Source organism: Deltaproteobacteria bacterium (genome assembly GCA_016178705.1).
Taxonomy (GTDB): Bacteria; Desulfobacterota; Binatia; order HRBIN30; family JACQVA1; genus JACOST01.
Genome location: JACOST010000031.1, coordinates 26632 through 40933, shown reverse-complemented (window position 1 = coordinate 40933; position 14302 = coordinate 26632). Strand labels below are relative to the sequence as shown.

The window sequence follows — 14302 nt, the reverse complement described above, 5'->3', positions numbered from 1 at the left end:
TACTTCCGCAGGTGCTTCCGCAAAAAGAAACGGGGCTCTCCGACGAGAGCCCCGTTCCGATTGCTTCGCGTTGGCGAGCCCAACGCGCTGGACGTGTGATTTACTTCGTAGAGAACGTCCAGTTCACGATGTAGGGTGCAACCACCCGGACCGGACCCGGGAGGCCAGCCGCTGGGTCGACTAGCGGATTGCCGCTCGACCCGGTGCAGAACAAGCCCGCTGCGACCCCCGCATACAGATTGGGGATACCGGTGGACGTCGCCTGCTGTCCCGCCAGTGTGAGGTTGTCGTCATAGAGCGGGTCATTGCGGAAGCCGGCAACGGTAGTGAAGTCGGGCGTGCCCACGCTCGGGAAATGATCGACGCAGGTTCCCAAACCGGCGGCGGTGCACTCATCTGGAGCTTCCATGCTGCAGCCGTAGATGTGCTTGCCTCCGACGGTTGCCGTGCAGGCGCCGCAGAACTTACCGCCCACGGCGGTGATGCTGGTCGTCCCACTCTTCAGATCGAACGGGTTCGGGATGGTGGCGATGTTCTGCCAGTGTGGGCCGCCGTCGTCGTAGGGCAAGCACGCCTCATCGTTGTTGCCATCCGATGCGGTACAACCGACCGGACCACCCGGCACGTCGTTACAGAAGAGGCTGCTGCATTCCGGACAGATGCTAGCAGCGGAGCTGCCCGTGAGGTAGACATCGGTGGCGATTGGCGCCTTTGTCGATGACACGCCGGTGTTGAGGTTGATCGCACCGAACGAACTCAAACCACCGCGGCAAATCTCCCCCCCCGGACAGTCGGTGTCGACATCGCAGGATGTCGCAACGGTGACGTTGCAATGCCCCTTGTCGGTCTCGACAATGCCGGCCGTGGCCTGTGCGATACGGCCGAGTTTAGTCACTAGACACGTTTGGATGATGCCAGCCTGATTTTCGGTCGGTGACCCCAGCAGGTTACCCGGCGGGACGATGTTACCGCGGGTTTCGCACACCGTCTCACCGGCCACACCGGTGCAAAAGCCCTGACCAACGGCGGAGACTGTGCCCGGAGTCGTACACGAGCCTGCGACAGCCGAGCAATCGCAACAGTCAGAGACGCACTGGGCGGTGTTATTCGGCGGTGATGCCGTAATCACCTTGATACCCCCGGTCGGACCGGCGCAGTCCGCGTCCTCGATGCAAGGAATACCGTTCTTCGCACCAGCGCCGGCACAACGGGCCAGGCTGGTGGGTGACGAAGAGCCCGCCGAGCCGGCCCCGTCTGAAGTCGTCACCGTACCGATCTGGATCAGGTTGGGCAGCGCGACGGTCGAGCGCTTGCGCGGATTCTTGTTTAGCGGCCCGGCACCCCGGGGTTTGATGTTGGGTGCAACGCGCGTCAGCGTCCGGGTGAGTGCATCGCCACTCACCGCCGTCCGCAGGTCGCCGGTCTGGCCGTGCTGAATGCAATCGGTGATGTCGTCGATCGCGGTGTCGCAGGTTCCCAGCGAACAGTCAGCATCGACAACGCAAGGGACTCCGTCGCTGCATTTAGCCTTGCACTCTGCGTTGGGAAGGCCGAGGTTGTGGAAGTTCACGCCCGTGCACTTGGCCACGATGTTGTTCCGAAGATCCTTGGAGGCTTTGGCGATGGCCTTCGCAATACCGTCGTTCTGATTGACCTCGCACAATCCGCCCGAGCAGCCCTTGGTCGTGAGGCAACCCTTGCCGAAGCCCGCGCAGACCTTGTTTGCACCACACGCGACGAGTTCCGCCGCATCATTGTAGCTGGTACACGTCAAGGTTGGGGCGTTCTTGCAGACGCCCGGACAGTCGGCGTTGCTGTCGCAACTTAGCAACTTGCGCGCGCCGTCCGCGCAACCGCCGTTGTTACCTTGGCAACCTTTCACACCCGGGGTCGATCCGCCGAAGCAGATCTTGCCGCCATCGGCTTTGACGCTCTTGCCAACTATGTTGCCTTTGACCGAGGCCTCGATCTGCGCGCGAAGCGCGATGGAGTACTTATCCGCTCTATCCAGGATCTTCGCCTCGCAGTCTTTCTCGGTCCCGGTGACTTGCGCAGACGCCGAGCCGGCACTCGTCAGTGCCCACAGCATGGCCAGCGCCGTTCCAAATATCAATTTCTTCATACGCTCTCCTCCCTCAAAATGGTTAGGTCCAACGGACCGCTTCTCCCCCGAACAAGCCAGCCGCTCACCCCGGCGGGTCACGGCCACACTCGTGTTGATTGCCGATGACGTTACGCATTCATTCGCCCAAGTTGATCGCTACATTGATCGCTACGATTGATTCGCCTCGCCCCGAAGGAGCTTCCAAGCACACTCCGATAGTCGGTCCAATTATCCGCTGCGGTGAAAAGCTTTGTCAAGCAAGAATTGCGTAGCCCGAAGAAAAGACCCTCGGCGACCGCCTCCTTTTGCAATCTCCCGCCGCCAAACCGATCAGCGGGCGGTGAACACGGTGATCACCGTATTATCGCCGGTGGTGGCGGCCTCGATTTGCGGGAACGAGGTGGCGATGCGGGAGCCCGTGGTTCCGCCGGTGGGATTGCTCATCAGCGCCGCACAGTCGAACTTGCTTCCGGTTATCGAGGCATTGCACTTGCCCACGCCCGTCCCGGTACACTGACCGTTGATGAATACGCCCCCGGTATACGCACTGCCGTCGACGAGCACTGAGCCGGCCGTTCCGGTTGTCGTTGGCAGCGTCTGCGCGGTCCCGAACGACCCCGGCGGATCGTCGGCGGTACACGGAATGCCATCCGGCCCCTTGAGGGTCTTACCGTTCGCCGTCATATCGGTGCTGCAGCTACCGCCGTCGACGATGACCCCGATGGCGCTGGTGTTGAGTAGGAACCCGGAGCCTTTCTCCGCCATGCCGCCACTGCGGATGAAGTGAACCGGGCTGTTGCAGACGTTGAGGTGAGGGCTGGTAGCATTGCAGGCGTTGCCACAGGCCCCGCCAACACCGCAATCCGCATCCTCAGTGCACGGCGAACCGGGCTCCGCAGTGCCGGCCGTGCAGATCTCCTTGCTTTCGACACACGCAATGCGGCGCGCCCGCTCGGGCAGCGGCTCGGCGGCGCTGCAGGTCGGATCGTCAGGACTCACGCACACGCCACCCGGGCACACGAGGGGATCGGCGCTGTTGCAGCGTTTGCGATTGTTGCTACCGCCGACGCACAGGCCGCCGCCGGTGAAGAGCCCCTCACACACGCCAGCGCCGCAATCCGTATTGGCTTTACACAACGCACCTATCTTCTCCGCCGGAGTGCTGCCCGCGCCGCACACCCCCGGCCCCTGTGTGTTGCAGATAGCGAATGTCTGGCAATCCGGGTCGTCCGTACAGGCGCCGCCCGGATTGGGTCCGCCCACACAGTGCAGGTGATCGGGGCAGGTGCCGACTAGACTGCAATCGTCATCGGTCGTACATGCGCTATTCGCTTTTGGCCCGTTGAGGCACTTGTGCACCGGCGTGGTGTTGTGATCGATGGCAAGGAACACGTCGATGTCTTGCAGGCCGCTGGTGCCGCACCCGATGTAACCGGAAGCGGAGTTACCCGGCCCGTGGATGGTCGCATCCACACCCCCGCGCACGCACGCACAGGCAAGGCCAACCACTCTGATCGGTTCAAAGTGGACGTTGTTCTTGTTGACCGCGACCGGAATGCGGCCATCGGGACTGGGCTTGCCAGTCGCAAAGTCCTGATAGCCCCCGATCGGACCGATGCTGATGCTAATCGACGCCGATTCGAGACGCGCTCGCGACTTGCTCAAACACGAGGGCGCCTTGGAACTCGGTCCGCAGGGATTCGCGCAGATCGATCCGCACGAGCCAACCGGCGCGGAGGTACCGCAATCCGCGTCAACGTGGCAAGCGTTGCCGATCTTCGCCAGATCGGGACCGTTGCACACCAAGATCGTGCTACACGTGACGCCGGCTCCACAATTCGCAACCTTGGTCGCTTCCGTACACGCATTGCCCACCTTGGCGCCAGTGGCGCACACCAATGTCGGACACGCGACACCGCCCGCACATCCGTTCGTTCCCGGAGGACTGTCACACGGTTTACCGGCATCCGCTCCGGAGGGACAGACTCGGCAGTCATTCTTCCCGGAGCTGAACGATGCGCCGCTGCACTGACGGCCCTTCGCCGCACCACTCAGACACACCAGGCTATTGGTGGTGACCGGACAACTTTGGCCCAGTCGTTCGACCGGCGCTAGGCACTCACCAACTCCGGCACAGGTGCCGTTCAAGCCGCACTGCGCCGTCGCCTGCGTGGCCACGGTTCCAGTCTCGCCGTAGTTGGTGCAAAACTGCCCGGGCTGCGGGCCACCGCTGCACGCCTCGCCGGAGAAGGTGAAGCGGCGCACCGATTCGGTGGTGCAGTTGTTGGCGCAGCCATCGCCACCGAACGCCTCGCAGATGCCGGCGGCGCCGCAATTCACACCGCCGGGCACACTGGCCTGGCCGGCCGGACACTTCTGGCCGTTGTTGTCTCCGCCCACGCAGCTGCCACCGTCGTCGCACTCTTCGGGCGATTGGATGATGCCGTCGCCGCAGAGCTGCTCACCAACGGTCGGCGTCAGACTGGGTGTCAGCGAAGCGGTCGCAGTCGCCGTGATGGTCGGCGTACTGGTTGGAACTGGAGTGAGAGAGGGCGTGTTGGTCGGGGTGAACGTGTTGGTCGGGGTGTGGGTCGGTGGGATCGTGAACTGAACACCGGTCGCCGTATTGGTCGGCGTCAGCGTCGGTGTAATCGTATTGGTCACGGTGATGCTGGGAGTCTGGGTCGGTGTCAAGGTACTCTGCGGTGTCGGTGTGGCGTCGACCTGCGCGCAACTGGCGGCATCGAGGAATGAAGAGATACAGTTGTCGACTTCGCTTTGCGTGACGGTGCCGTCGTTGTTCTGGTCGGCGTTGCGACAGGTGTCGATGGTGGCCGGGTTGTTCTTGATGTTCACACAGCGTTGGACTTCAGAGATGATGACCTTGCCATCGTCGTTGCAATCGCCGACGCACACGGCGCGCGCGGCGTCGCCGGCGAAACCAGCGGCAACCAAGAGGAGGGCGGCCCCGAAGACGGCCCGGAAGCGCGGCTTGTCGAAACGCGTCATAGTCATGTCCTCATCTCATCCGTTGTCTGCAAAGCCTACTGCACCATGATCATGCCATTGCCGCCGCCGACGCCGACCTGCATGCCGTCGGGACTGGCGGCGTCCGGCGTGTTGCCCAACACGATGGTCTGCCCGCTGGTGCCCTCGGCGACCACGAAGGTGCAGTGGAACGCGGCGCCGTCGACGATCTGCGTGTTGTTGTCGGGCGACACGACGCCGACGCGCAGCAACTTCATACTGTCGCTATCGAGGAGCTTGGCGAACACCGACTTGTTCGCGGCGTCGACCGTGCAGTCGGGATTGCTCTGTCCGTCGAGCATCACCGACAGCTTGTTCGGGTCGAACTGGATATCCATCGCCAACGCCGCCAATGCCTGGCCGCGGCGCTGCAGCGATCCCGCAATGCTCACGGGATTGCCGGCGGTGCCATTGACGCTGCCGAGCCCGAACGCGGGCGGCGCGGCGCTCACCTGAATGTGGCCAGCGCTGCCAAGCGCGGTGACGCTGTCGCCGCTCGGGCTGGAAGCGCCGGGGGTGTTGTTCAGCGTCAGCATACCGGCGGGCGTGTCGGCGTTGATCGCAAAGTGACAGGAGTACAGCGCACCGGCGGCGATCACGGTGTTGTTGTCACCGATCACGCCGACGCGGAGGATCTTCTTGCCCACGGGCGCTCCCGACGGGAAGCCGAGGATCAATTGCTTGCTGCCCGCCAGCCGGCCATCGATCGAGCAGTCCGGCTTGCCGGAGACCAGCGGGACATCCACCAGCGCGGGGTCGAACTCGATGTCGTTCGACAACGCGGAGACCGACGAGCCGTTGGTGGTGAGCGTCGCGGGCAGCGCCACCGTCATCCCCGCCCCACCGTTGACCGAGCCGAGATCGACTTGCACCGCATTCGGCGTCAACGTCACCGTCGGCGTATTCGTGTGCGTCGACGTGCGCGTCGGCGTCAGCGTCGGCGTGTCGGTGATCGTCGGGGTGTTGGTCGGCGTGAAGCTGACCGTCGGTGTGTTCGTGATGGTCGAGGTCGGAATCAGCGTCAAGGTCACCGTCGGGGTGTTGGTTGGCGGCGGTGTGGTCGGTGTCGGCGTCGGTGTAATCGTCGGCGTATTGCTCGGCGTGTTGGTGTTGGTTGACGTAGGGGTGTTCGTCGGCGTCGGCGAGGGACCGGTCGGCGTCGGCGTGATGGTTGGGGTATTGGTCGTCGTGGGTGTCTTGGTAAACGTCGGCGTGAACGTGGGGCCGACGGTGTTTGTGCGCGTAAAGGTTGGGGGCACGGTGGTTGGAGACGGTGTCGGCGAGATGGCCTGCGTCGGAGTCGAGGTCGGCCGGCGCGTCGTTGTCGGCGTCGGGTTGGCCCCGGCTTCGTTCAGCAGCAACTGTATGGGGGAACTACTCGCGGCAATCGCAAACGCGCTCCCATTAATGGCAGCGACCGTCGAGCCCGCGGCGGTGCCGGGAGCTTCCTCGACCGCCACGAGCAAGTCCTGCACGTCGTTCGCGCTGTAGTTGCACAGCGGCGTACCGGCGGCGACCTTGCCGAGAATCAGTCGCACGACCGCTTCGCTGTTGTAGTAGATGTCGACCGGTATCGTGAGACTGAAGACGAAGGCCCGCGTCAGCGTGCCGTCTTGGGCGTTGCCGATCTGCACCATCAAACGCCCGCCGGCGCAATCTTCCTCGCTCAAACCATCCGGGACCACGAGGGCGTAGTTCCCGCTCCCATCGGTCAATGTCTCTTTGAGGACAGTGCTCGAGACGATGACGCCACCCACGATGTCCTGCGGTGCGACGCTCACCAGTTGAACCACGACGCCGCTGCCGACCGGGACCACATTGCCGCTAATGGCCTCGGCTTGCGGCAGCGCCAAAGCGGCGAAGCGGCGCAACAGCGAAGGCTGCGCGCTGGCGACTTGCCCGTGCGGCAGACGGACTTGGCCGAATGCCGCGCTGCCTACTGGGGGCGCTGTGGGAGGTGGGAATGTTACCGACACATCGGCGTTGCCGCCGCACCCCGCCACCACTGCCACCAACATCAGAAGGACGGTGGCCCAAGCCGAGCCCCGCGCTGTGTACCGCCACATCATGGCGTGGCCTCCCCAAGCGTCATCATGCACCCGACCATGTCAGCATAGCGAAGGACTCGTGGCTACCATTTGTGATCGAGCATAGTCAACAAGAAACTGCGGCGATGAGCCGTTTTATCTATGACCCTTCACTTTGCGGCCGGTGGCGCCGGGGGTGCGGGGTGCTGACGTTCCATCGCTTTGCGCATCCCTTCCATAAACACGGTCTGCGCCTCGGTACTCAGCACGTTGTCGTTGATCCCGATCCAACTCTCCTTCAGGGTTGCGACGATCTGAGTTTGCTTGCCAACCCAGACGGGATCCGGGGCGGTCGTAGTGGGTTTTCCATAGCGCTGCTCGAGCCAGCGCTGAACCTGGTCCGCGCTATTGCCGCCGATGTAGACGATGATGACCCACAATTTTTCTTTCCAAAAGCGCAGCTCCAAGGCTACCGGGTAGGACAGACCGCGGAGCTTCACCTCGGTCTGATGATAGCGTTGGATGAACGGACTCAGTGCCACCGCGGCGCCGAGTTCCTCGGTGGTGAGCTTGCGCATGTGGGGGTAGACCTTCTGCACCTGTGCGATCGATTGATCGAAGGTTAACCGGTCGAAGCCGCGCCGCTCGCCCTTGTAGGCCAGCGCGGGCGCGGCCGTCGCTATCGCGATCGTCGCGGCAGCCACCAAACATCGCTTCCACGCCATAACTCGTTTGCACTCCTACGATGGACCGGATGTGGCAAGGGCGATGCCGTACCCGACATCGCCCTTGCGGATTTCGCGCTGGACCCGCCGTCGCGGGCGCTCGTCCTACTTCGCCGTGAAGATGCTGCTCACGACGTCATCGCCGATCATAGCCGCATCCAACGCTGCGAACGCGCTGACGTTGGCCGCGCCGGTGGTGACGCCAGTAGCCAGCGCAGCGCAGTTGTACGGATTCCCAATCTTGGTGACCACACAGTGATCCGGTTCATCGTTGCCACATAGATGATCCGCGTCGATCGCGTCATCCGAGATGGCACCATCGGTGGTGAGGCCACCGGCGTGCAGGACGTTACCGGTTGCGCTGCCGGTAGTCGTGGTCAACGTCTGCGCGGTGCCCTGGGTTTCGACCGGATCGTCGCTGTCGCACGGTATGCCGTTGGGACCCTTGGCGGGAATACACGTGCCGCCGGCACAAGCCCCGGCGTTGGTGGTGCAAGCGGTACCCGGATTCGTTCCACCGGAACAAACCTTGGTCTTCGTCTCGTTAGCGCAGGTGCCCATGTCGCTGATCGTACCGATTGCGGTGTTGGTAGTGATCAACGCAGACCCTGCCGGACCGCTCCCGTCATACGTGATCACCGGTGGGGCATTGCACAGCCCTTCATGTGGATGCGCCGCGCTACCATCCTCCACCCTGCCACCGATGTCGGCGCAGTCTTGCTCAGTGAATCCGTCCGTACCAACCAACCCAACCCCGTGGTCGAGCACGTAGAGGATGTCGACGTTGGTGAGACCCTGGGAGCCGCACCCGATGACGCCCTTGCCGGAGTTGCCGGCGCCAAACGCGGGCACTGGCTTACCGCGCACGCAGGCGCAGACCAGCCCGGTCACCTTGACCGGATCGAACTTCACATCGGCGGCTTTCACCGTAACGGGGATAATGCCGTCCGCATCCGGCTTGCCGGCAACGCTCGCCTGGCTCCCCTTCAACGATAGGGGAAGGGCAAATGCGGTCGTCTGCAGGGTCGCGCGCGTCTTGGCCGGATCGAACGTGACCGTAACCGGCGCGCCTTCAATGGTGCAGTTGGCCGCGCAGCCGTCGCCGCCGGTCGGTTCGCACACTCCGCCCGCACCGCAGGTAGTTGTCACGTCGACAGTCGTACATGCCGCGCCGACGTTTTCGCCGGCGGTGCACGTGCCGCCGTCGTCACACTCTTCGGGCGCGTCAGTTACACCGTCGCCGCAAGTAGGCGTACCTTCATGCGGCGTCACCGGCGTATTGCTCGCCGTTGGTGTTGGGGTATTCGTGACCGTCGGCGTGTTGACCGGGGTATTCGATGGTCCGCCCGTCGTGTTCGTCGCCGTCGGCACTAGGGTGTTCGTCGGAGTCGGCGTGTGCTGCACAATCGCAGTCGTGTTCGTCCGCGTCGGAGTCGGCTTGGTGGTGAACGTCGGTACGGGCGTGTCCGTCGGTGGAACTACGGAGGTTCCCTCGTTGTCGTTGTCACTCCCGCAAGCCGACAGGATCATCATTCCCGCTGCTGCGATGAGCACGCCTAGCATCTGATGCCGAGTCTTCATGCCCTCTCTCCTTTAGCTCTGACTGTTGCGTCCAGTTGAGTGCGACTCTCGCCGTTGCGCATTCGCGCCACCAAGTCGTCGAGCGGACCGACTCTTACCCGGAACGCGAAAGCAATGTCAAGAAAAAACCCGTTGCCCACGGTTGTGCGTGCCGACCCGACCGCGTCGGTGCAACAGACGATAGACAGTCCGTTCTTCGGTTTGTTAGGAGAGATCGTCCCCATGCACGACTTCGAGCTATCGGTGGTGATCCCGATTCACAATGAAGCGCCATTGCTGCGCCGCGCGGTCACCGACTTACTGGCGCAGTTGCAACCCTTGGGCTACTCCACGGAATTGATCCTGGTGGAGAACGGAAGCACCGATGGCACGGCGGCGGTCGGCCGGCAATTGGCTCGCGAGGCGTCCGCGGTCCGCGTCATCGAACAACCGGAGCCAAACTATGGCCACGCGCTGCGGGCCGGGATGGCGGCGGCCCGCGGACGCGTGATCGTGAATTTCGATCTCGACTATTGGGACGTACCGTTTCTGCTCGACGGCTACGCGCTGGTGCAGCACCGTTTCGACATCGTCATCGGCTCGAAGAACCTGCGGCTGTCTTCGGATCGCCGCAGCCTGGTGCGACGGCTGGTGTCACGGGTCTTCAGTTTCGTCCTCCGCCTGGTGTTCGGGCTGCGGGTCAGCGATACCCACGGCATCAAGGTCTGGCGGCACACGGCCACGCTCGACCAACTGTTGCAAGCGGTGTGCTTCGATCACCATCTCTTCGACACCGAGTTGATCATTCGCGGCCAGCGCGCCGGACTCCGGATCGTCGAGTTACCGGTGGAGGTCAGCGAAACCCGGCGCCCGCCCTGGGGCATTCTGCGCCGCATCCCGCGCGCGGTCATCGACATTGTGCGCTTGCGGCTCCTGCTGTGGCGCCGGTCCGACACCGGCGATGTTGCCCGTGACTGACGCTGCGTGTCCGTTGTGCGGCGGCCGCGACTCGCGTGCGTGGTTCCGCAAGTCGGGGCACGTCGTCTGTCGTTGCGCCGCCTGCGGCCTCGCCTTTGCGGCCGGCGATTGGCCGACGCGTCAGGCACAAACATTTTACGGTGCGGACTATTTCGCCGGCCACAACGCCGCCGGCTACACCAACTATGCGGGCCTCGAACGCGCCTTGCGCGTCACCGCCGAGGGCCGACTGCGTCGACTACCCCGCGGCGGGCGATTGCTCGACCTCGGCTGCGGTCCGGGTGTGTTCGCCGACGCCGCGCGTAGCCGGTTCCGCGTCTGCGGCAGCGATGTATCCGCCGCCGGCTGCGCCACGGCGCGAGCGCGCGGGCTCGACGTGACGGTGAATGATGCGACCGCCCTGCCCTTCGCCGATGCCAGCTTCGATGTCGTCACGATGTGGGACACGGTCGAGCACCTCGCGGCGCCGCGCGCGGCGCTGCAGGAGGTGAGTCGGGTGCTGCGCGCCGGCGGGGTGTTGACACTCAGCACCGGCGACATCGCCAGTTGGTGTGCGCGCCTGAGCGGCCGCCACTGGCACCTGTATACGCTGCCGGAGCATCGGACGTTTTTCTCGCTCGCCACCCTCGATCCGTTGCTCGCCGGGGCCGGCTTGCAGCGCCGCAACGTCACTCATGGCGGGGCGTACTACAGCGTGGCCTATCTGCTCGAGCGTCTGGCAAAGTCGCTCGGCGTCAGTACGCGACGAGTGGATTCGCTGTTGCGGCATCCGTGGCTCAATCGGCTCACGCTGTACGTGAACTTGTTCGACATCATCACGGTGGAAGCGGTGAAGGCGCCAACATGACCGACGAGCACGACTTTTGGGATGCCGGCGGGATCTACCGCCCGCCCACGCATCCGGTGGTCGAGTTGTTCGCCCGCCAGCGTACGGCCTACTTGAGCGCTCGCGGACTGCTCGGCGACGTGCGGTCGCTGCTCGATGTCGGGGCCGGCAGCGGCTTTTCGAGTTCCTACTATCCCGCAGCGATTCGCGTCGCCGCCTGCGACTACGCCCCGGGGATGCTCGTCAGTAACCCGGTGCGTGATCGGTTGGTCTGTTCCGCGTATGCGCTGCCGTTCAGCGATAGTCAGTTTGACGCCGTCTCCTGTTGGGAGCTGCTCCATCACCTCGACGAGCCGACCACCGCGATACGCGAGATGCTGCGGGTGGCGCGGCGGCGCGTGATCATCTTCGAGCCCAACCGCGTCAATCCCGGCCACATCTGGCTTGGGCTTACCCGCAAGAACGAACGTCGCTGCCTGCGCTTCTCGCCGCGCTACCTGCGCCGACTCGTCGAGCCGACGGGCGGGCGCATCACGCAGCACATCCGCTGCGGCCTGCTCTTCCCGAACATCACACCGCTACCCGTGGCGCGCTGGTTGGCGCGCGCGCCCTTTCGCGTTCCGCTGATCGCGATCTCGCAATTGTTGATTCTTGAAAAATGAGTGCACGACCCGCCGCCATCACGCGGTCGGTCGCGCTCGCTCGCCGATCTTGCGCGCTGGAACGCCGGCGACGATCGAGTACGGTTCGGTGTCGTGCGTGACCACGGCATTCGCCCCAACCACCGTGCCGGTCGCGATCCGTACGCCCGGTGTGACCACCGAATGGGCTCCGAGCCACACGTCGTCACCAATCGTGACCGGTCCGGCCCGCTGCCCCTGGAAGATCATCGGCACATTCGGATCGTCCCAGTTTCGCTCGGCACTGAAGACGAGCGCGCCCACGCCTAGAATCACATTCTCTCCGATCGTCACGCCACCGCGTCCATTGAGATACGCATTGGCGTCCATGTGGAAGTTGCGCCCCAGCCGAACGCCGTACGTGTGCGTCAGCCACGCGCCGGTGTAAATGACGCAAAAGCCCTCCACCTTGGCACAGAGCACCTTGTAGACGACGTAGCGGACCAGCACCCCGAGCGCGCCGGGAACGATGCGAGACAGGCTGCCGAGCCAGTCTTCCAACTCGATCACCACCAGTTGCCGGATGGAGAACCACCTGACGAACTCGCGAACCAGCGTCCAGAACGACCGCCGCGCTGGCGGTGCGAACGCACGGGAGGGCTGCTGCTCGAGGTCCACGGGGCCGCACTCTCCGCGAGGCGGCGCGGCTTGTCAACGTTCTCACCCCCTCCGGTGTTTGCACGACGCGGCATTGTGCTACTGAAGTCCGGCGAGGGACGGCGCGTTCGTGGTCGACACCAAGACGAGAGAGCCGCTTTGGCTGCGCGCAACATGGCTGACGGTGCCTCTCGCCCTGATGGTGGCCTTTGCCTGGGCCAGCTACCAGCGCCGCTACATCCTCCTCAATCCATGGGGCGACAACTGGGTGCATCTCACCTACATCCGCGCCACGATCGCGCACGGCTGGTTTCCGGGTGATGCCTTCTACGGCGGCCCGCACACACCGCCCTACTACTGCCTCGCCGACATCGTGCTCGCCGGTGTCTGCGCGCTCACCGGCCAGCCGCCGCACGTGGTGTGGCTCGCCTTACCGCCGGTGATCGCGGTGACGACCATGGCGGCGATCTTCGTGTGGCTGCGCGCGCTCACCGGCGACGATCGCATCGCGGTCATTGGCGCGGCCACCGAGATGCTGGTTTCGGTGCCCGATCAAACCTGGACGGCGATGCCGCTGCCACGCACGTTGGCGGTCGCGCCGTTGGCACTCGGGCTGTATTGCTATCTGCGCGGATGTCGCGCTCGGGAGTGGCCGTGGCTCATCGCCGCCGGGATCGCGCTTGGCGTGAGTCTGGCGACGCATCTATTCGTCGGCGGCGCCGGGCTGCTCAGCCTCGGCGCGCTCGACCTGAGTTTGAACTGGCCGCGCCGAAGACCATCACGTGAACTCGCAATCGTCGCCACACTTGGCCTGACCCTCGCCACGCCCTGGATCGCCAATGTCGCGATCGGTTGGCTGCACCGGGCCCCAACCTCGGCCAAGGTGTTCACCATAACGCCCGAAGTCTTGACCTTGCCGCTTGGGCCGATGTCTCTGCGCCTGCATCATCCGCTCGCAGTCCTCAATGTGTTGCCCAGCGCGGTCTGGCTTCCGGTGGCGCTCGGTGTCGGCCTGACGTTGTGGCGGTGCCATGAAGGACGAGCCCGCGTCGTCGACCGATATGTTCTGATCGCGACCGCGGGCGCGCTCATCATATTGTTCACGCCATTCTACGGACTGTTGCTCGCGATCGCGGGAGTGTGGACCGCGCGCGTCGTCCAGGTGGTCCCGCTCTCGCTTCTCGCTGGCATCGGGATCGTGGGCGGGTTCGATCGCTTGCGCTCATCCACGCGGCTTGGTCGCCTGCGAATCGTAGCAACGACCGTGGGGGTGCTATTGGTGGCCTTCGTCGTGTGGTCCGTCACCGGCAACATACGCGCGGGGGTGGGCGGCACAGGTTGGGGGTATTTCACGCAGGGCCCGTTGGGTGACTGGAACCTGGTCGACAAGATTGCCCAGACTGGTCCGGTGCCACGGGTCGTGCTGTCCGATCCGTGGACCTCGTATCTCTTGCCGTACTACGTGGGCTGCTCTGTTCTCGTCATGCCGGCGATGCACGGCTCCGCCTACGAAGACCACCTCACGCGCGAGCAGGCGGCGGGCCGTGTGTTCCGGCCTCGCACTCCGATCGCGGAGGTGCGCCGCACGCTCGACGAATACCAGATCGACGCGCTGGCCATCGCACGCAATCAGCCGTGGCCGCAGGCGGGCGACGCTGACGACCTACTCGTGCGTCTGCGCCGCCATCCGGCATTTCTAGACACCGGCTGCTGTGATCAATTTGTCCTGCTGCGCTATCTGCCGCAGGGTGAGTCCTAGCTAGCCGGCAACCTAGTTC

10 protein-coding genes are annotated in these 14302 nt (G+C 64.3%); 4 read left to right on the top strand and 6 right to left on the bottom strand.

The window, feature by feature from the left end; genetic code table 11:
* Positions 1-100 precede the first annotated feature (100 nt).
* The 5 genes from HYR72_23330 to HYR72_23310 form a co-directional block, all read right to left on the bottom strand.
* A complete protein-coding gene (locus HYR72_23330; GenBank protein MBI1817921.1) occupies positions 101-2122 on the bottom strand; it encodes a hypothetical protein in 2022 nt (673 codons plus the stop codon).
* Positions 2123-2434: 312 nt separating this feature from the next.
* Positions 2435-5119: a hypothetical protein gene (locus HYR72_23325; protein MBI1817920.1), complete on the bottom strand. Its 2685-nt coding sequence runs from the start codon at positions 5117-5119 to the stop codon at positions 2435-2437.
* 29 nt (positions 5120-5148) lie between these two features.
* Positions 5149-7200 carry a hypothetical protein gene (locus tag HYR72_23320; protein MBI1817919.1) on the bottom strand — a complete coding sequence of 684 codons (2052 nt, stop codon included), beginning with the start codon at positions 7198-7200 and terminating at the stop codon, positions 5149-5151.
* A 128-nt stretch (positions 7201-7328) separates the two neighbouring features.
* A complete protein-coding gene (locus HYR72_23315) occupies positions 7329-7862 on the bottom strand; it encodes a hypothetical protein (GenBank protein MBI1817918.1) in 534 nt (177 codons plus the stop codon).
* Positions 7863-7988: 126 nt separating this feature from the next.
* Positions 7989-9464, bottom strand: coding sequence for a hypothetical protein (locus HYR72_23310; protein ID MBI1817917.1), 1476 nt, complete (start codon positions 9462-9464; stop codon positions 7989-7991).
* A 114-nt stretch (positions 9465-9578) separates the two neighbouring features.
* Between HYR72_23310 and HYR72_23305 the strand changes: the two genes are divergently transcribed.
* Genes HYR72_23305 through HYR72_23295 form a run of 3 tightly spaced genes read left to right on the top strand, consistent with a single transcriptional unit; the run spans position 9579 to position 11909 of the window.
* Positions 9579-10421, top strand: a complete 843-nt coding sequence (locus HYR72_23305) for a glycosyltransferase (protein MBI1817916.1) — start codon at positions 9579-9581, stop codon at positions 10419-10421.
* Positions 10414-11268 (top strand): class I SAM-dependent methyltransferase, encoded by an 855-nt coding sequence (locus HYR72_23300; protein MBI1817915.1) that lies wholly within the window; start codon positions 10414-10416, stop codon positions 11266-11268. The genes HYR72_23305 and HYR72_23300 overlap by 8 nt, the downstream gene beginning before the upstream one ends.
* Positions 11265-11909: a class I SAM-dependent methyltransferase gene (locus HYR72_23295; protein MBI1817914.1), complete on the top strand. Its 645-nt coding sequence runs from the start codon at positions 11265-11267 to the stop codon at positions 11907-11909. Before HYR72_23300 ends, HYR72_23295 begins: the two co-directional genes overlap by 4 nt.
* A gap of 18 nt (positions 11910-11927) precedes the next feature.
* Here HYR72_23295 and HYR72_23290 read toward each other — a convergent pair whose 3' ends face one another.
* Entirely contained in the window at positions 11928-12545 is a 618-nt protein-coding gene (locus HYR72_23290) for an acyltransferase (protein MBI1817913.1), read from the bottom strand.
* A gap of 109 nt (positions 12546-12654) precedes the next feature.
* Here HYR72_23290 and HYR72_23285 point away from each other — a divergent pair, with 109 nt between their 5' ends.
* Complete coding sequence (locus HYR72_23285) at positions 12655-14283, top strand: glycosyltransferase family 39 protein (protein MBI1817912.1); 1629 nt, start codon at positions 12655-12657, stop codon at positions 14281-14283.
* The last annotated feature ends 19 nt before the right edge of the window (positions 14284-14302 follow it).

Bases quoted from the DNA above. Each gene is read 5' to 3' on its own strand.
- HYR72_23330 (MBI1817921.1), bottom strand. From the start codon at position 2,122: ATGAAGAAATTGATATTTGGAACGGCGCTGGCCATGCTGTGGGCACTG.
- HYR72_23325 (MBI1817920.1), bottom strand. From the start codon at position 5,119: ATGACTATGACGCGTTTCGACAAGCCGCGCTTCCGGGCCGTCTTCGGG.
- HYR72_23310 (MBI1817917.1), bottom strand. From the start codon at position 9,464: ATGAAGACTCGGCATCAGATGCTAGGCGTGCTCATCGCAGCAGCGGGA.
- HYR72_23295 (MBI1817914.1), top strand. From the start codon at position 11,265: ATGACCGACGAGCACGACTTTTGGGATGCCGGCGGGATCTACCGCCCG.
- HYR72_23320 (MBI1817919.1), bottom strand. From the start codon at position 7,200: ATGATGTGGCGGTACACAGCGCGGGGCTCGGCTTGGGCCACCGTCCTT.
- HYR72_23305 (MBI1817916.1), top strand. From the start codon at position 9,579: ATGTCAAGAAAAAACCCGTTGCCCACGGTTGTGCGTGCCGACCCGACC.